The 17,205-nt window shown below is 73.7% G+C and carries 13 protein-coding genes; 9 read left to right on the forward strand and 4 right to left on the reverse strand.

All coding sequences use genetic code 11. The annotated features are described in order from the left end of the window. The first annotated feature begins 156 nt into the window (after nucleotides 1-156). Both ACY8FT_RS01900 and hflX read left to right on the forward strand, forming a co-directional pair. Nucleotides 157-765, forward strand: coding sequence for a M15 family metallopeptidase (locus tag ACY8FT_RS01900; RefSeq protein ID WP_462417254.1), 609 nt, complete (start codon nucleotides 157-159; stop codon nucleotides 763-765). Nucleotides 766-847: 82 nt separating this feature from the next. Further along, entirely contained in the window at nucleotides 848-2,371 is a 1,524-nt protein-coding gene (gene hflX / locus ACY8FT_RS01905) for a GTPase HflX (RefSeq protein WP_462417255.1), read from the forward strand. 96 nt (nucleotides 2,372-2,467) lie between these two features. On the opposite strand, the gene ACY8FT_RS01910 is transcribed toward hflX, so the two are convergent. From ACY8FT_RS01910 to ACY8FT_RS01925, 4 genes are read right to left on the reverse strand one after another with little or no spacing between them, the layout of a single operon-like run. Further along, nucleotides 2,468-3,328, reverse strand: coding sequence for an ECF transporter S component (locus tag ACY8FT_RS01910; RefSeq protein ID WP_462417256.1), 861 nt, complete (start codon nucleotides 3,326-3,328; stop codon nucleotides 2,468-2,470). Beyond that, nucleotides 3,325-4,977: an ABC transporter ATP-binding protein gene (locus ACY8FT_RS01915; RefSeq protein ID WP_462417257.1), complete on the reverse strand. Its 1,653-nt coding sequence runs from the start codon at nucleotides 4,975-4,977 to the stop codon at nucleotides 3,325-3,327. The genes ACY8FT_RS01910 and ACY8FT_RS01915 overlap by 4 nt, the downstream gene beginning before the upstream one ends. Next, nucleotides 4,974-6,278: a CbiQ family ECF transporter T component gene (locus ACY8FT_RS01920; protein WP_462417258.1), complete on the reverse strand. Its 1,305-nt coding sequence runs from the start codon at nucleotides 6,276-6,278 to the stop codon at nucleotides 4,974-4,976. Before ACY8FT_RS01920 ends, ACY8FT_RS01915 begins: the two co-directional genes overlap by 4 nt. Continuing rightward, entirely contained in the window at nucleotides 6,275-7,063 is a 789-nt protein-coding gene (locus tag ACY8FT_RS01925) for a hypothetical protein (RefSeq protein ID WP_462417259.1), read from the reverse strand. The genes ACY8FT_RS01920 and ACY8FT_RS01925 overlap by 4 nt, the downstream gene beginning before the upstream one ends. A gap of 249 nt (nucleotides 7,064-7,312) precedes the next feature. Between ACY8FT_RS01925 and ACY8FT_RS01930 the strand changes: the two genes are divergently transcribed. The 7 genes from ACY8FT_RS01930 to ACY8FT_RS01960 all read left to right on the forward strand — a co-directional run bounded on the left by ACY8FT_RS01930 (nucleotide 7,313) and on the right by ACY8FT_RS01960 (nucleotide 17,052). Next, nucleotides 7,313-10,087 carry an MGH1-like glycoside hydrolase domain-containing protein gene (locus ACY8FT_RS01930; protein WP_462417260.1) on the forward strand — a complete coding sequence of 925 codons (2,775 nt, stop codon included), beginning with the start codon at nucleotides 7,313-7,315 and terminating at the stop codon, nucleotides 10,085-10,087. A 45-nt stretch (nucleotides 10,088-10,132) separates the two neighbouring features. Beyond that, the gene (locus ACY8FT_RS01935; RefSeq protein WP_462417261.1) at nucleotides 10,133-12,388 is read left to right on the forward strand and encodes an ATP-dependent DNA helicase; all 2,256 of its coding nucleotides are present in this window, start codon (nucleotides 10,133-10,135) and stop codon (nucleotides 12,386-12,388) included. Further along, nucleotides 12,381-13,334: a DNA polymerase III subunit delta gene (holA, locus tag ACY8FT_RS01940; protein WP_462417262.1), complete on the forward strand. Its 954-nt coding sequence runs from the start codon at nucleotides 12,381-12,383 to the stop codon at nucleotides 13,332-13,334. Before ACY8FT_RS01935 ends, holA begins: the two co-directional genes overlap by 8 nt. Nucleotides 13,335-13,609: 275 nt before the next feature. Continuing rightward, a complete protein-coding gene (gene rpsT, locus ACY8FT_RS01945) occupies nucleotides 13,610-13,870 on the forward strand; it encodes a 30S ribosomal protein S20 (RefSeq protein WP_462417263.1) in 261 nt (86 codons plus the stop codon). 148 nt (nucleotides 13,871-14,018) lie between these two features. After that, complete coding sequence (locus ACY8FT_RS01950) at nucleotides 14,019-14,606, forward strand: LemA family protein (protein WP_462417264.1); 588 nt, start codon at nucleotides 14,019-14,021, stop codon at nucleotides 14,604-14,606. Between the two features lie 78 nt (nucleotides 14,607-14,684). Then, on the forward strand, nucleotides 14,685-15,749 hold the full coding sequence (locus tag ACY8FT_RS01955; RefSeq protein ID WP_462417265.1) for a DUF3137 domain-containing protein: 1,065 nt from the start codon (nucleotides 14,685-14,687) through the stop codon (nucleotides 15,747-15,749). A gap of 295 nt (nucleotides 15,750-16,044) precedes the next feature. Further along, a complete protein-coding gene (locus ACY8FT_RS01960; RefSeq protein WP_462417266.1) occupies nucleotides 16,045-17,052 on the forward strand; it encodes a hypothetical protein in 1,008 nt (335 codons plus the stop codon). Nucleotides 17,053-17,205 lie beyond the last annotated feature (153 nt).

Genomic DNA, 17,205 nt, shown 5'->3' on the forward strand with positions numbered 1-17,205 from the left:
AGCCCTGACCCGAAGGCTTCGGGCGACGCTCCCGGTCCGGACCCGTCGAGCTCCGGAGGCGGGTCGAGTCCCGATCCGTCCGGCTCGGGGGATGGTGCGGGTGCGCCGACCCCGGACCCGGCAGCCGCGCCGAACCCGCGGAAGGGTCAGGACGGTGTGGAGTTCTCCGGGCCCTACCCGCACCCGGAGAGCGTCACCCCGCACGAGGTCACCGAGGTGGGGCCGGGCACGATCGTGAACCGGGTGAACGCGCTGCCGGAGGACTTCGAGCCGGAGGGGCTGCGCGAGGTGCCGGGGGCCGCGCCAGACGCGAAGGGCACCATGCGGCTGGCCCCCGAGGCCGCGACCGCCTGGGAGGAGCTGCGGGCCGCGGCGCAGGAGGACGGCATCGAGTTGCGGCTGAACGCGGCCTACCGCTCCTTCGCCGAGCAGGAGAAGGTCTGGGAGCACTACGAGTCCAAGGACCCGGAGTACGTGATGGTCTACACCGCGGCACCGGGCCGCAGCGAGCACCAGACCGGGCTCGCGGTGGACATCGCGGGGCAGCCGAAGTTCCCGGAGGCCGTGGACTCCAACGAGCAGGGCCGCTGGCTGGTCGAGCACGCCGCGGAGCACGGCTGGATCCTGCGCTACCCCGACGGGCGCGAGGACGAGACGGGCTACCGCTACGAGTCCTGGCACTGGCGCTGGGTGGGGCCCGAGCTGGCGGAGGAGCTCACCGAGAGCGACCAGACGATGGAGCAGTGGGCCGGCCTGACCCGATGACGCGGGGAGGCGCGGGCAGAAATCGGTGGCCGCGGGTGTTGACGGGCTGAGAGGCTGGAGCACCGCACCACCGAAGGAGACCATGACCCACCCCCACGAGACCCCCGTCGAACAGGATCGGGCGATGGACCCGGCGTCGGCGGACGAGGTCACCACTCCCACCATTGGCCGTGCCGCGGCCCTGGCCGAGGAGACCGGCACCTTCCACACCGCTGACTGGGACGGCGAGCAGCTCGACCGCGAGGAGCGCCGCTCCCTGCGCCGCGTGGACTCGCTCTCGACCGAGCTCGACGACATCACCGAGGTCGAGTACCGCCGCGTCCGACTGGAGCGCGTCGTGCTGGCCCACGTGCAGACCGAGGGTGGCGCCGAGGAGGCCGAGAACTCCCTGGCCGAGCTCGCCGCCCTGGCCGAGACCGCCGGGTCGACCGTGCTGACCGGCGTGATCCAGCGCCGGCAGAAGCCGGACCCGGCCACCTGGATGGGCAAGGGCAAGGCCGAGGAGCTGCGCGACATCGTGGCCGCTGAGGGCGCCGACACCGTCATCGCCGACGACGAGCTGGCGCCCAGCCAGCGGCGCGCCCTGGAGGACGTCATCAAGGTGAAGGTCATCGACCGCACCGCGCTGATCCTGGACATCTTCGCCCAGCACGCGAAGAGCCGGGAGGGCCGCGCCCAGGTGGAGCTCGCCCAGCTGCAGTACCTGCTGCCGCGCCTGCGCGGCTGGGGTGAGTCGATGTCGCGCCAGGCCGGTGGACGCGTCGCCGGCGGTGAGGGCATCGGCTCGCGCGGCCCCGGTGAGACGAAGATCGAGCTCGACCGACGCCGCATCAACACCCAGATGGCCAAGCTGCGCAAGCAGATCGCGCAGATGAAGACGGTCCGCGACACCAAGCGGTCCTCGCGCCGGGACAACCGGGTGCCCTCCGTGGTGATCGCGGGGTACACGAACGCGGGCAAGTCCTCGCTGCTCAACCGCCTGACGCGCGCCGGGGTGCTGGTGGAGAACCAGCTGTTCGCGACGCTGGACCCGACCGTGCGCCGCACGCAGGCAGCCGACGGGCGCGTGTTCACGCTGGCCGACACGGTCGGTTTCGTGCGCTCGCTGCCGCACCAGCTGGTGGAGGCCTTCCGCTCCACCCTGGAGGAGGTGGCCGACGCCGACGTCGTCCTGCACGTCGTCGACGGTTCGCACCCCGACCCCGAGAGCCAGATCTCGGCCGTGCGCGAGGTGCTCTCGGAGGTGATGGACGAGCACGGTGCCGAGTCGGTGAACGAGATCATCGTGGTGAACAAGGCCGATGCCGCCGACCCCGAGGTGGTCTCGCGCCTGCTGCGCGAGGAGAAGCGGTCCGTCGCCGTGTCCGCGCGCACCGGTGAGGGCATCGAGGAGCTCCGGGAGCTGGTGGAGAGCGAGCTGCCGCACCCGCAGATCGAGGTGGACGTCGTGGTGCCCTACGACCGGGGCGACCTGGTCGCGCGCATCCACGAGGAGGGCGAGGTGCTGGCCGAGCGCCACCTGGCCGAGGGCACGCACCTGCGTGCGCGGATCAACGAGGATCTCGCCGGGGCGCTCACCCCGGTGGTGGAGCAGCAGACCGGCTGACCGCCCGGTGCGGGGTGGGACGTGCTGCCCCGTGCGGCCGGCACCCCGGCCCTGGGTGGCCGGCACGCCCACGGTGGGTCCTGGCGGGCAGATCGTTCAGACGAACCGGGCGCGCCGTGCCGCGCGCCGCAGGACCGCGAGCACGGCCGGTCCCACCACGACCACGAGCAGCGCGTTGGTGAGTGCGCGGCCGGCGTTCCAGCCCATCGCGGTGGCGAGGTTGAACAGCCAGAAGCGGTGCAGGTTCTCCCGCACCGAGGCCCCGGGGGAGTAGGACAGGGCGGTCTCGTTGCCCAGGGTGAACGGCCAGAAGGACAGGTCCATGAGCGCGCCGTACACGAACGACGCCAGGACCGCGTACCCGGCCAGGAGTGCGACCTCCCCGCGGCCGCGCAGGGGCGGCAGCACGCCCGCACCCAGGCCGACGAAACCCGCGGCCAGCATCTGGAAGGGTAGCCACGGCCCGATCCCCGCGGTGAGCAGCGCCGAGGAGAACAGCGTGGTGGTGCCGAGCACGAAGCCGAAGCCGGGCCCGAACACGCGCCCGCCGAGCAACACCAGGAAGAGCACCCCCTCGAGCCCGGCCACGCCCGCACCGAGGGGGCGCAGCACCGCCCCCAGGGCCGAGAGCACGCCGAGCACCGCGAGGGCCTTGACGTCCATGCCCTCACCGGTGAGCTGGCTGAGCGCGACGGCGATCACCACCGGCAGCAGCAGTGCGAACACCAACGGCGCCTGCGTCGTGCCGGCGAGCGTCGACTCCGGTCGCACGAGCAGCGGCCAGGTGAAGGCCAGCAGCCCCAGGACGGCCACGACGGCCAGCAGCACGGCGCTGCGGGCGTCGAGTCGGACGGCCCGGGCAGGTGTGCGGCCACGCAGGGTGGCGGCGGCCGGCAGGTCCTCGGACCCGCCGGCCGCTTGCGTGGGGACCGGAGCGCTCGTCTCCCGCGGGCTCACGACGTCCCCTCCGGTGGGTGCACCGCATCGGCCGTGAGCACCGGGCGCGGAGCGAAGGTCTTGGACACCTGCGGGGCGAAGGTGGGGGAGCTCGTGGCCACCCGGGCGGTGGGCCCGTCGGCGACGAGGTCCCCGTCGGCCACGAGCAGCATCCGGTCGGTCGCCGCCGCCGCGAACTCCACGTCGTGCGTGGCCACCACCACGGCCGCGCCGTCGTCGGCCAGGCGCCGCAGCAGGGTCGCCAGGTGGTCCTTGGCGGCGTAGTCCAGTCCGCGCGTGGGTTCGTCCAGCAGCACGACACCGGGCGCGGCGGTGAGCTGGATGGCGAGCACCAGCGCCAGCCGCTGCCCCTCGGAGAGGTCACGCGGATGGGCGTCGGCCGGCAGCCGCACCCCGAGGCGGTCGAGCACCGCCCACCCGGTGCCGGGGGCGGCGCCGGACTCGAGGTCGGCCTGGGCCAGCTCGTCAGCGACCGTCTCCAGCCAGAGCAGGGAGGCGGCGTCCTGCGGCACCAGCGTCACCTGACGTCGGGCGGCCGACGGGCTCAGCGCTGCCGGGTCGTCGCCGGAGGCGGTGGTCACCTGCCCCGCCGCGCGCCGCCCGGTGCCCTGGAGGGCCCACAGCAGGGACGACTTGCCCGAGCCGTTGCGCCCCATGAGCGCCACCACCTCACCGGCCGCCAGGTCGAGGTCCACGTCTGCCACGGCCAGCAGCGGTCCGTGCTCCACTCGGACCCCGCGGGCGGCCAGCACCACCGGGCCGGGTGCGGTACGGCGGCCCAGTGGGCGGGCCGCGGTGTCCGGCGCCGGGGCGACCTCGGTCCCCAGGAAGGCCTCCGGGCCACCGGCGGCGGCCACCCGTCGCCGCGCCTCGCGCACCGAGAGCGGCACGTCGGACCAGCCGGCGGCGCGGGCGAGGCGGGCCAGCGGTGGGGTGAGGTCGGCATCGGCCAGCACGGCGCGTGGCTCGCCGGAGCGAACGCTGCCGTCACCGGGCAGCCACACGAGCTGGTCGGCGGCGTGCAGGACCCGCTCCAGCCGGTGCTCGGCGAGCACCACGGTGAGCCCGACTTCGTGCACCAGCGTGGTGACGGCCGAGAGGACGTCCTGCGCGGAGGTGGGATCGAGCGCGCTGGTGGGCTCGTCGAGCACGAGCACCCGGGGCTGGGCGGCCAGCACGGCGGCGATGGCCACGCGCTGCTGCTGACCACCGGAGAGCTCGGCCAGCCCGCGGCGGCGCAGGCCGGCGATGCCCATCACGTCGAGCGTCTCCTCCACCCGCTTGCGCATGGCCTCGGGGTGGATGCCGAGCTGCTCCATGCCGTAGGCCACCTCGTCCTCGACGGTGTCGGTGACGAACCCGGCCACCGGGTCCTGACCGACCCAGCCGATGGTGTCGGCCAGGTCGCGCGGGGCGTGGGTGCGGGTGGACCGCCCGTGGACGAGGACGTCGCCCTGCAGGGTGCCTCCGGAGAAGTGGGGCACCAGGCCGTTGAGCAGGCCGAGCAGGGTGGACTTGCCCGCGCCGGTGCGCCCGACCACCACGGAGAGGTCGCCCTCCCGCACGGTCAGGTCGACCCCGGCGAGCACGGGGTGCGGGGCCTCGGCGTGGGTGAGGGTGACGCCATGCAGCTCGAGGGCGGGGTTCATGCGGGCTCCTCGGTCGGGGCAGGGGCAGGGGCGCGCCCGGGGGCGGTGCGCGAGCCGTCGCCGCGCGCGCCACCCGGTGCGAGCGGCGGTCGAGGTGCCACCAGCGCCGGCAGCGCCGCGAGCGCGGGGACGACCAGCATGAGGGGGTGCAGCTGCGGGGCGGCCAGCGGCTCCACCGGTGGGTTCAGCCACGCGGCGCGCAGCGGGGAGGCGAGCGGCAGCTCACCGGCCAGCCACAGCACCGTCAGCAGGCAGCCGAGCCCCGCGAGCGCCACGACGCTCTCCGGTGCCCGCCACGGGTCCGGCCGGTGGCGGGTGGTGGAGCTCCCGCGGCCGGAGAGCCACAGCCCCGCGGCGGCCAGGGCCACACCGAGCGCGAGCACGCCCGGCCCGGCCGCGGCGGGCACCACGGTGCCGTGCAGCGGACCGGCACCGCCCAGCAGCACGAACGTGCCGTAGGTGAGGGCGAGCACCGAGCCCAGCAGCAGCACGCTGACCAGACGGCGGGGCGCACCGGTGCGGGTGCGGCCGAAACCCCGGGCCTCCATGCCGGCGGCCAGCGCGAGGGACTGCTCCACCGCGTCCTCGAGCACCGGCACCAGCAGGGTGCGCACGACGCGCAGCCCCCGGGTGCGGCCGCCGCGCAGGCGCCGGGCCCGGTGCGCGCGCACCGTCGAGACCACCAGCTGCGGGGCCACCGTGAGCGCGATGACGACGGCCACCGACACCTCGTACAGCGCCGAGGGGACCGAGCGCAGCGCCCGTCGGGGGTTGGCCAGCGCGTTGGCCGCCCCGACGCACAGCAGCATCGCGCCCAGGCGCAGGGCGTCGTGGACGGAGGCGAGCAGGGGCTCCGCGCGCACGGGACCGCCCACGCGGATGCCGGCGGCCCAGGCCGGCAGCGGCAGCTCGGGCAGGATGAACAGCACCGTGCCGGGGCGGTCGGAGCCCAGCAGCACCTGGAAGACCACCCGCAGCACCACCACCGTCGCGGCCAGCAGCAGGTAGACGCGCAGGCTGCGGGCCCACAGGTCGTCGGTGCGCTTGAGCAGCGTCACGGCCACCACGGCGGCGGCCACGAGCACCACGAGCAGCGGGTTGGTCGTCATCGAGACCGCTGCGGCCACCAGCAGCGCCCAGGCCCACCACGCCCACGGGTGCAGCCGGCGCCCCACGGTGCGGGACCCCACGTCGGCCGTCGGTGCGGGACGGTCGGCGGCGGGTGCCGGGACGGCACCGCCCGTCGGGGCCACCGCGGAGCGCGGCGGTGCCGACGGGCGGGCGCGGTAGGTGGCCGTCACCTGCGGCCGAAGCGCATCCAGGCTCCGACGGCGAGGGCGGCCGCGGCGAGCAGGCCCAGGGTCCACAGCAGGCCGGAAGCGCCGCCCTCGGGAGCCACCTGCGAGGACTCGGAGGACTCCGAGGCGCTGGGGGACGGCTCGGAGTCGGAGGCCGACGGGGAGGCCTCGCCCTCCGAGGGGGCGGGGGAGTCCTGCGCGGATCCGCTCGGGTCGGCTCCCGCCCCGGTGGACTCCGACGGGGACGACGAGGACCCGTCGCCGCCTGCGGCAGGGGCCTTCGCGCCGGGCGGCTCGCTCTCGCCCGCGCCCCAGCTCCAGCCCTCGACCTCGCCCGGGGCCGGGTCGGTCTGGTCGGCGGCCTCGGCGGCGAAGGCCCACGTCGCGCCGGGGCCGTCGGCCTGGAAGTACCCCCAGAAGTTGGTGCCGTCGAAGTCGCCGCACTTCCACCCCTTCTCCTCGCGGGGGAAGGGCTCGCCGTCCACGGAGATCTGGCAGATCATGCCGTTCTTGTCGTGGGTGACGTCGAAGCCGACGTCGTCCAGGGCGGCCTCGCCGGACTCCGGGTCTCCCAGGGCACAGCGCGTCTCGGTGGCCTCGGGGGTGCGCACCACCACGGTGACGCCCTCGTCATCGGAGCAGGGGCCGGGGGCGCCGGACCGGGGGGTGGCCGGGTGGACCACGGGGGCGGCAGCTGCACCGGTCGTGGTGACGGCAGTGGCCGAACAGGTCGGGGCCAGCAGCGCGAGACCGGTGGCGGCGACGAGCAGGTGGTGGGAACGGCGCAAGGGAGGTGCCTTTCGGTCCTGGCCGAGGGGACCAGGCGGCCGGAGCGGGCTCGCGACGGCGACTGGCTCCCCGCAGACCACGGCGGGTGTGTGAGCCGAGGTCCAGGGGGCGCTCCGACTGCGGCACACCGGGTGCCTCACGGTTGCGGGTCAGTGCCGGACTCCCACCGGCTTTCCCCACCTGGAACTCGCGCGGCGAGGCTACCACCGGGCGCTCTGGGCGGCCTCGCTCTGACAGACTCGGTGCACGTGACCGAGCACCCCTGCATCCCGGACCAGCGACGCAGCACCGCCGAGCACCACCGACTCGCCGACTCACCCGCGCAGGGCGATGCGTGGCGCCTGTGGGGGCCCTACGTCGCCGCACGGCAGTGGGGGACGGTGCGCGAGGACTACTCCGCCGACGGGGACGCCTGGAGCTACTTCCCGTTCGACCACGCCCACCAGCGCGCCTACCGGTGGGGGGAGGACGGACTGGCCGCCGTGTGCGACCGGTTCGGCTTCCTCAACCTGGGTGTCGCGCTGTGGAACGGCCGGGACGACCGCCTCAAGGAGCGCCTGTTCGGGCTCTCCGGCCCGCAGGGGAACCACGGGGAGGACGTCAAGGAGTACTGGTGGGCGCAGGACGCCACGCCCACCCACTCGTGGAGCTCCTACCTGTACCGCTACCCGCAGGCCGCGTTCCCGTACGAGCAGTTGCGCCACGAGAACGCCACGGCGGGGCTCGAGAGCGACGAGATCGAGCTCGCCGACACCGGGGTGCTGGCCGAGGACCGCTTCTTCGACGTCGAGGTGCAGCACGCCAAGGCCAGCGAGAACGACCTGCTGCTGCGCATCGTCGTGACCAACCACGGACCCGATGTCGCGCCGGTCCACGTGCTGCCGCAGCTGTGGTTCCGCAACACCTGGTCCTGGGGTCGGGACGACCGGCGCCCGCACCTGCAGCGCGTCGGGCAGGACGACCAGGAGCCGGTGCGCTCCTCCCGGGTGCGGGCCCGCCACGCGTGGCTCGGCACCTACGAGGCGACCGCGGTCGACGGTGACGGCGGTGCCCCCCGACAGCTGGTGTTCTGCGAGAACGAGACCGACGAGGTGGCCGTCTTCGGGGTCGAGCAGCAGGGCAGCCCGTACCCGAAGAACGTCGTCGACCGGGTGGTCGTGCACCAGGAGGACGCCGCGAACCCCGCCCAGGAGGGCACCAAGTGCGCCTGGCACTTCGTCTTCGAGGCGGTGGAGCCGGGGGCCTCGGTGAGCGTGGACGTGCGCCTGGCGGGCATGGCACCGGCCGACGTCGCCGACGGGTCGGCCGTCGCCGAGCACTCGCAGCCGGCCGGGGTGGCCCCGATGCCGTCCGCCTGGGGCGAGGACCGCGAGGTCATGCTGGACGGCCTCGAGGAGGTGATCGCCGCCCGCCGTGCCGAGGCGGACGCGTTCTACGACGAGGTGATCCCGGCCGACGTGGACGACGAGCGCCGCCACGTCGCGCGCCGGGCGTTCGCCGGCCTCATGTGGGCCAAGCAGCTCTACCGCTACTCGGTGGCCGAGTGGCTGGAGGGTGACCCGGCCTCCCCGCCCCCGCCCGCGGAGCGCCGCGAGCGCCCGGAGGGGCGCAACACCGACTGGTCGCACCTGGACCTGGCGGACGTCATCTCGATGCCGGACGAGTGGGAGTACCCCTGGTTCGCCACCTGGGACACCGCCTTCCACACCGTCGCGATGGCGCACGTGGACCCGGAGTTCGCCAAGTGCCAGCTGGTGCTCATGGTCCGCGAGTGGGCGCAGCACCCCAACGGCCAGCTGCCCGCCTACGAGTGGGACTTCGGGGACGTGAACCCGCCGGTCCACGCCTGGGCCTGCTGGCAGGTCTACAGGCTGGACGGCGCCCGGGACCGGGGCTTCCTGGTGACGATCTTCACCAAGCTCATGATGAACTTCCAGTGGTGGGTCAACCGCAAGGACCCCGAGGGCTCGTTCCTGTTCACCGGCGGGTTCATGGGCATGGACAACATCGCCTTCTTCGACCGCTCGGCCACCCCCGATCAGGTCCGCCTGGAGCAGAGCGACGCGACCAGCTGGATGGCCTTCTTCTCCCTCTCGATGCTGCGGGTGGCCCTGGAGCTCAGCCGCGAGGACGACGCCTGGGACGGGGCGTGCACCACCTTCTTCGAGTACTTCCTGCGGATCGACGACGCGATGGAGTCGCCGGGCTCCGGCGGTGTCACCCTGTGGAACGCCGAGGACGGCTTCTTCTACGACTCGCTGGTGCAGCCGGACGGCACCGCCGAGCAGCTCAAGGTGCGCTCGACCGTGGGGCTGCTGCCGCTCATGGCCGTCGGCATCATCCCGAGCTGGGTGTGGAGCGAGGTCCGCGGCTTCCACAACGAGGTGGACTGGCTGCAGCACCGCCGCCCGCACCTGACCAAGGGGCTCGTGGTGCGCGAGACCGAGGGGGACCGCTCCGCGGTGCTGCAGCTGGTCGGTGCCGAGCGGCGCGGCCGCATCCTCTCCCGCATGCTGGACGAGGGGGAGTTCCTGAGCCCCTACGGGCTGCGCTCGCTCTCGGCGGCCCACCGTGACGGGGTCTCGGCCACGCTCGCCGGTCGCTCCTTCGAGCTGCACTACGTCGCCGGGGTGAGCGACAGCCACATGTTCGGGGGCAACTCCAACTGGCGCGGACCGGTGTGGTTCCCGACCAACCTGCTGCTGGTGGACGCGCTCGCGGTGACCGCAGAGGGCGACCCGTCCGCCACCGCCGAGTTCCCCACCGGGTCGGGGGTGCAGGTGCCGCTGGGGGAGATCGCCCAGGACCTGCGCAACCGCCTCGTCGGTCTCTTCCTGCCCGGTGAGGACGGCCGACGGCCCGGCACCCCGCGCCACCACCCGGGCGGTCCGCTGTGGGACGTGCACCCGACCTTCTCGGAGTACTTCGACGGCGACCTGGGCGTCGGCCTCGGGGCCTCGCACCAGTGCGGGTGGACGGGCATGGTGGCCCACCTCATCTGCGCCGACCGTCCCCACCCCTGAGCCGGTGGCGACCACGGGGCTGGGCGACGACCTAGAGTTCTCCCCATGCCGTCGCCCTCCGCCCCGCCCGCCAGCGGACCCGACGCAGTGGCCGAGCTGCTCACCGACGCGGTTGCGGCGGTGGGGGGTTCACCCCGCGAGGGGCAGGAGCGCATGGCCCGTGCCGTGGCCGAGACCGTCGAGCGCACCGAGCACCTGCTCGTCCAGGCCGGCACGGGCACCGGCAAGTCGCTGGCCTACCTGGTGCCGGCGGTCGCCCACGCGGTGGCCACGGGCAAGCCGGTGGTGGTGGCCACGGCGACCCTCGCGCTGCAGGCGCAGATCGTGGACCGCGACCTGCCCCGCGTCGCGGAGGCGCTGCGCTCGGCGATGGGACGGCCGATCACCTACGCCCTGGTGAAGGGGCGCAACAACTACCTGTGTCAGCACAAGCTGCTGGGCGGTTTCCCGGACGACGACGAGGGCGCCCTGGTCTCGATGGGGCAGGTGGACTCCGAGCGCTCCGCCCTGGGGGAGGAGGTCGTCCGGCTGCGCGAGTGGGCCGAGGTGACCGAGTCCGGGGACCGGGACGAGCTGGTGCCGGGCGTCTCGAACAAGGCCTGGCGGCAGGTGTCGGTGAGCGCCCGCGAGTGCTTCGGCGCCTCGCGCTGCCCGGTGGCCTCGGAGTGCTTCGTCGAGCAGTCGCGCTCCGCGGCGGCCGACGTCGACGTCATCGTGACCAACCACGCCTTCCTGGCGATCGACGCCATCGAGGGGCGCGCGATGCTGCCGGAGCACGACCTGCTGGTGATCGACGAGGCGCACGAGCTGGTCGACCGGGTGACCGGGGTGGCCACCGACGAGCTGACGCCCGGAGCGGTCGCCGTGGCGGCGCGCAGGGCCGGCAAGTACGCGGGCGTCGACCGGCTGGAGGAGGCCGAGGAGGCCCTGGCCCAGGCGATGGCCCCGCTCCCGGAGGGCACCCTGCGGGGCGCGCCCGACGCGCTCGCCGACGCGCTGGTGGTGCTGCGCGACGCGGCCCGTGGCGTCTCGACGGACCTGAAGCCCGAGAAGGGGGAGAAGGCGGACGGTCCGCAGCAGACGGCGCGCGCCGCCGTGGACGAGGTGGGTGACGTCGCGCAGCGGCTGCTCGAGGAGCGCGAGCTCGACGTCGTGTGGGTGGCGCCCGACCGGCGGCGCGACGAGCAGGGCAAGGTGCTGCGGGTGGCGCCGCTGAGCGTGGCGATGCTGCTGCGCGAGAAGGTCTTCAGCGAGCGCACCGTGGTGATGACCAGTGCGACGCTGGAGCTCGGCGGCTCGTTCGACGCGGTGGCCGGCACCCTCGGGCTGATCGGCGCGGAGGCCCCGGCCTGGACGGGGCTCGACGTCGGCAGTCCGTTCGACTACCCCCGGCAGGCGATGGCCTACGTCGCCTCGCACCTGCCGGCGCCGGGGCGGGACGGTGCGGCCCCCGAGCAGCTCGACGAGATGGAGGCGCTCATCCGCGCCGCGGGCGGACGCACGCTGGGGCTCTTCTCCTCGATGCGGGCCGCCCGGGTGGCGACCGACGAGATGCGCAAGCGACTCGGCGACGACATCGAGGTGCTCTGCCAGGGGGAGGACCAGCTGCCCACGCTGGTGCGCCGGTTCGCCGGGGACGCGAGCACCTGCCTGTTCGGCACGCTCTCGCTGTGGCAGGGCGTGGACGTGCCCGGCTCGGCCTGCCAGCTCGTGCTCATCGACCGCCTGCCCTTCCCGCGGCCGGACGACCCGCTGAGCTCTGCGCGCTCGCAGGCCGTGGCCCGCAACGGCGGCAACGGGTTCATGGCCGTCTCGGCCACGCACGCGGCGCTGCGCCTGGCACAGGGGAGCGGGCGGCTGGTGCGGCGGGCGGACGACCGCGGAGTCGTGGCCTTCCTGGACCCCCGCATCATGACGGCGCGCTACGCGGGCTTCCTGCAGCGCAGCCTGCCGCCCTTCTGGCCGACGCAGGACCGTGCCCTGGTGCTCGGGGCGCTGGAGCGGCTGGACGCCACGGCGCCCGAGCCGTTGCCGGTGACCGAGGTGCGGGCGCGCACCCTGGTGGGTGGCGGACGGGCTGGGGCGCCGCCGGTGTCGCGCTCTGCGCGGACCGCGGTGACCGGTGGCGAGGCGTGGACCGACGCCGACGACGAGGCCCTGCGGGAGGCCCTGGCGGATGCGCGCGACGAGGGCGGTGTGGCCCGCATCGAGCAGGTCGCGCAGGGAGTGGGGCGACCGCCGGACGTGGTGGCCGCCCGGTTGGAGCAGCTGGACCTGAGCCTGGAGGCGAACGATGGCTGACGTGCCGCAGCTGGTGCTGGTGAAGGGCCCCGAGGAACTGCTGGTGGACCGGGCCGTGGACGACGTGGTGGCCGCGGCGCGGGAGGTGGACCCGGAGGTGGACGTGGTCCGCGTGCAGGCCGACTCCTTCGCCGCCGGCGACGTGGCGATGGCGCTGAGCCCCAGCCTGTTCGGCGGGGGCAGCGTGGTGGTCGTGCGCGCCTTCGAGACCGCGGGCGACCAGCTGGCCGAGGAGGTGCTGGCCGGTGTGAAGAGCCCGGGGGAGGGCAACGTGCTGGTGGTCTCGCACCGATCGGGCAACAAGCACAAGCGGGTGCTGGACGCGATGGCCCGGGCGCACGCGCACACCCTCGAGGCGCCGGCGCTGAAGCGCGACGGTGACAAGGCGGCCTTCGTGCAGAAGGAGTTCCGGGCCGCCCGGCGGCGGATCGAGTCCGACGCGGTCCAGGTGCTGGTGGGCGCGGCGGGGACCGACGCGCGGACCCTGGCCGCGGCCTGCCAGCAGCTCATCGAGGACACCGAGGGCACAGTCACCACCGAGCAGGTGAACCTGTACCACGGCGGCAAGGTGGAGACGACCGGGTTCAAGGTGGCCGAGGCCGCGTTCACCGGGCAGCGGGCCGAGGCGCTGCGGCTGGTGCGCCACGCGATGCTCGGTGGGCTGGACCCGGTGCCGATCGTGGCGGTGATGGCCGGGCAGGCGCGGCAGATCGGGCTGGTCGCCTCGGCCGGGAATCGCGGGTCGGGCCAGGTGGCCAAGGAGCTCGGGCTGGCGCCGTTCATGGTCGACAAGGCGCGGCGGATGATGCGGGGCTGGGACGGTGCGCGACTGGGCGCGGCGGTCCAGGCGCTGGCGCGCTGCGACCACGAGGTGAAGGGTGCGGCGCGCGATCCGCACGCGGCGGTGGAGCGGGTCGTCGACGAGATCTGCCGGCTGCACGGCTGAGCCGGCGGGCTCAAGGGTGCATGCGGGGCGGTGATGCGCCGGGTGTGCGGACCATGCGGTAGCCTGTCCGGGTTGCTCGCGCGCCAGAGGGTCGTGCGCGTGGGCCATGCATTGCGAGTACCGCTCAACCACGGGCATCCCCACGTCCGGTCCCGAGCGAATGCTCTCGCCCTCCAGCGATCACCTCGTGACGCCACACCATCGGGAGAACCCGACGTGGACGACGAGTGGACGCAGTGACACAGACATCGACGACCTCATCGGGAGAGACCCACGTGGCGAACATCAAGTCGCAGAAGAAGCGCGTTCTGACCAACGCCAAGCGCACCGAGCGCAACCGCGCCTACAAGTCGGAGCTGCGCACCTGGATCCGCAAGTTCCGCGCCGCCGCCGAGTCCGGCGACGCCACTGCCACCCAGGACGCCCTGCGCGTGGCCAGCAAGAAGCTGGACAAGGCAGTGAGCAAGGGCGTGATCCACAAGAACCAGGCCGCCAACAAGAAGTCGGCCATGGCCAAGCGCGCCGCCGCTCTCTGAGCAGACGGCACCCACGCCTGACGGGGCGGTCACCTTCGGGTGGCCGCCCCGTTCGCGTGCCCCGGGGGGGATTTCTGGGGAAACAGGGGTGCGTTAGGGTGCCCCGGGCCCCGGACCGTGGGCTCGACGCCGAATCGGAGGACACCCCATGCCCGCCTGGTTGATCGTGCTCATCGTCGTGGGGGTCCTGCTGGTCCTGGTGGCCATCTGGGCCGTCAGCGTCTACAACTCGCTGGTCCGTCGCCGCAACGAGTCCACCGAGGCGCTGCGTGACGTCGATGCCGCCCTCGAGCAGCGCTACGACAACATCAAGGCGCAGGCCCAGGCCGTGTCCGGTGGGCTGAAGAAGGAGATCGAGTTGATCCTCGGCGCCACGGCGCTGCGGACCGGGCGTTCTGTGCGCGAGCTGTCGGTCGCCGAGAAGTCGGAGCTGGACGGTGCCCTCACCCAGGCCCAGGCGAAGCTTCCCGGGGCGGCCGCCTCGTTCGAGAGCTACCCGAACAGCGGGTATGACGACAACGTCGAGCTGATGCAGCGCAGCGTCAACGAGCTGGAGGAGCGCCTCGGCGCAGCCCGTCGTCACTACAACTCGGCGGCCACCGAGTACAACACCGCGCGCCAGAGCTTTCCGACGGTCCTCATCGCGCCCGTGCTGGGCTTCAAGCACCACGAGCTCTTCGAGCTGAGCAACGGTGTCAAGCGTGAGTCCTACGACCTCGAGGGCTACCTCGACTGACCCCGGCACCAGCTGCCGTCCCGCCCCGCCCTCGATGACCGCTCGCCGGCGGCGAGGGCCCCATCGCCAGGAGGCGTCGTGAACTCCAGCATGCCCCCGACCCCGCAGCGGGTGACGGTTCCCCCCTTCGACGAGGTGTGGCCGGACGTCGCCGAGGCGGCTGAGTCGTCCCACGAGGCGTCCGCCAAGTACACGGGGTGGAACGTCACCGGGTGCATCACGGTCGCGGCGATGGTGCTGGGTCTGCTGCTGGTGTTCGGCGGGTTGCTGGCCGGCGAGGGTCTGGTCGCCCTGCCGGGGCTGCTGATGGTCGCGGTGCCGATCGTGGTGGTCCTGCCGAAGGTGAAGCAGCTCAAGGAGCAGCACCAGGAGAGCGTGGTCGGTCCCTTGGTGCAGTCGATCGTGGCCCGCACGCACCTGGACGACCCGGTCGCCGGTGAGCGGGTCCGCCTCGAGGCCTCTTACGACCCCGCGGGTCGGGTGGACCGCCGGACGGTGGCCCTCAGCGGGATCGTGGCCGATGCGGACGTCGCGGGGGAGGACCTCGTGCGGGGGGTGTTCGGGCAGACCGACTTCGAGTTCTGCGACCTCCGCTGGATGGAGGCGCCCCAGGGCGGGGGCGGGTCCGGTGGCGAGGCGAGCGACAAGGCGATGGCCTGGCTCCAGGAGCACGCGAGTGCCGTCGGCGCCACGATGGTCTTCTTCTCGGCGGACTTCCACAAGGACTTCACGAGCCGGACGTACCTGTACTCCCGCAAGGCGTCCCACCGTCTGCGCCGCCTGGACGAGGCCGCGGCCGAGCGACTGGGCGCAGCGCCGCTGCGGCTCGAGGGTGTCGAGTTCGGCCAGCTCTTCGAGGGGTGGACCACCGACCAGGTGGAGGCGCGCTACCTCGTCACCCCGGAGATGCTGGAGGCCGTGCTGCGTTTCGCGGAGCAGTGTGGGGCCGACGAGTACGCGCTCTCCTTCACCGGTAGCCGGATGAACATCGCCGTCGGGTTCGAGGGGGACCGCTTCGGCCTGGACTTCTCCGGCAAGGGCGGTGCTCGGGAGAAGACGGAGCAGATCTACCGGGACTTCGTCTTCTACCTGACGATGGTGGAGCACTTCCGGCTGAACACCCGCATCTGGTCCAAGCGCTGAGGCACCCCGTCGCCGCAGCGCGCACCGGCCTCCGCACTGTGCACGGTTGGGTGCGGTTCGCGAACTGTGTGGTGCACCGTGCTCTGGGTCAGCACGGTACGAGGTTGTCGTGCACCATCGGGTTCGCTGAGTGGTTCGAGCGGTACACGCTCCCGATGGCTCCACCTCCACGCCATCGGCACCCCACCGGAGCGGTCCACAGACATGCCCACCAGCCTCGTGGTGACATCAGCCGATCCACAGGGCGGCGGGGCTCCCTCGGCACCATCCTCGCGATCTGGTGTGGCATGCGGCCATGGGCATCCCACGACGGCCGCTGGAGGGGCTCGGGGCCTCGCAGCGCGGTCTCGTGACGCGGGGTCAGTTGCTCGAGGCCGGGTTCTCCGCTGCCTCGGTGGTCAGGGCGGACCGGTGGCCGACCCTCCTGCCGGGCGTCTACTGGACGACACCGACTGCCGAGGTGGCCGAGCTGCACCGGCTGGGAGGCCCACGGGACGGCTGGTTCATGGGTGGGGCCGTACCGTGGGAGGTCCGGGCCCGGGCGGTGCTGCTGCGTTGGCCCGAGGCCCGGCTGGGTGGGACCAGTGCGGCACACGTGGAGGGGTGGGCCGACGAGCCCACCCGGGTGTCGGCGCTGCTGCCCTACGGCCGTCGTGGGCGTGCCCCGGCCGGCGTGGTGCTGCGGCGGGAGCGGCCCGGGGTGAGGACCGCCTCCCGGCCCGGTGACCTCCGGCGGACCCGCTCCGAGGACACGGTGCTCGACATCGTGGGGTCACTCCCCGCAGGGGAGGCCGAGGCAGTGTTCACCTGGGTCGCTCGCTGCGTCGGCCACCGGGTGACGAACCCGGAGCGGATCCTCGCGACCCTGGGGAACCGGGGCCGGATGCGGTGGCGCCGGGAGCTGGTCACGGCCTTGGAGGACACGCTGTCCGGCGCCGCATCCCACTTGGAGCGTCGGTTCGTCCACGGCGTGCACCGGCCGCACGGTCTGCCTGCCGTGCGGCAACAGCTGCGGCGACCGCTCGGGGAGGACACGGCCACCTACGCGGACGTCGCCTACGAGGGCCAGCAGGTGCTGGTGGACCTGGACGGGCGGCTGGGCCACCAGGGGGCCGGGGTGCTGCGTGACCGGCGCCGGGACAACGCCAACACCCTCGCGGGGTGGACGACCCTGCGCTTCGGGTGGCACGACGTCGTGGGGCGCCCGTGCGCGGTGGCGGCCGACGTCGCGGGGTGCCTTCAACGGAACGGATGGGCGGGGCGGCCGCGCCGGTGTGGTGCCTCCTGCGAGGTGGGGGCCTAGGGCTGCACAGCGTGGGGGCGGGGACTGGTCGCCACGGCTGACGACGGCTGCCCCCAAACGCGGGCGTCGTGGTGCACCGTTGGGTTCGCGGAGCGGTCCGGACGGTGCACGGTGCCCCTGGGAGGCGGGGTGCACGTGGCCCGAGTGCTCCGG

The organism is Kytococcus sp. Marseille-QA3725, from assembly GCF_054950055.1.

Excerpts from the sequence above, each read along its gene's own strand:
- hflX (WP_462417255.1), top strand. The coding sequence starts at position 848 with ATGACCCACCCCCACGAGACCCCCGTCGAACAGGATCGGGCGATGGAC.
- ACY8FT_RS01915 (WP_462417257.1), bottom strand. The coding sequence starts at position 4,977 with ATGAACCCCGCCCTCGAGCTGCATGGCGTCACCCTCACCCACGCCGAG.
- ACY8FT_RS01935 (WP_462417261.1), top strand. The coding sequence starts at position 10,133 with ATGCCGTCGCCCTCCGCCCCGCCCGCCAGCGGACCCGACGCAGTGGCC.
- holA (WP_462417262.1), top strand. The coding sequence starts at position 12,381 with ATGGCTGACGTGCCGCAGCTGGTGCTGGTGAAGGGCCCCGAGGAACTG.
- ACY8FT_RS01950 (WP_462417264.1), top strand. The coding sequence starts at position 14,019 with ATGCCCGCCTGGTTGATCGTGCTCATCGTCGTGGGGGTCCTGCTGGTC.
- ACY8FT_RS01960 (WP_462417266.1), top strand. The coding sequence starts at position 16,045 with ATGGGCATCCCACGACGGCCGCTGGAGGGGCTCGGGGCCTCGCAGCGC.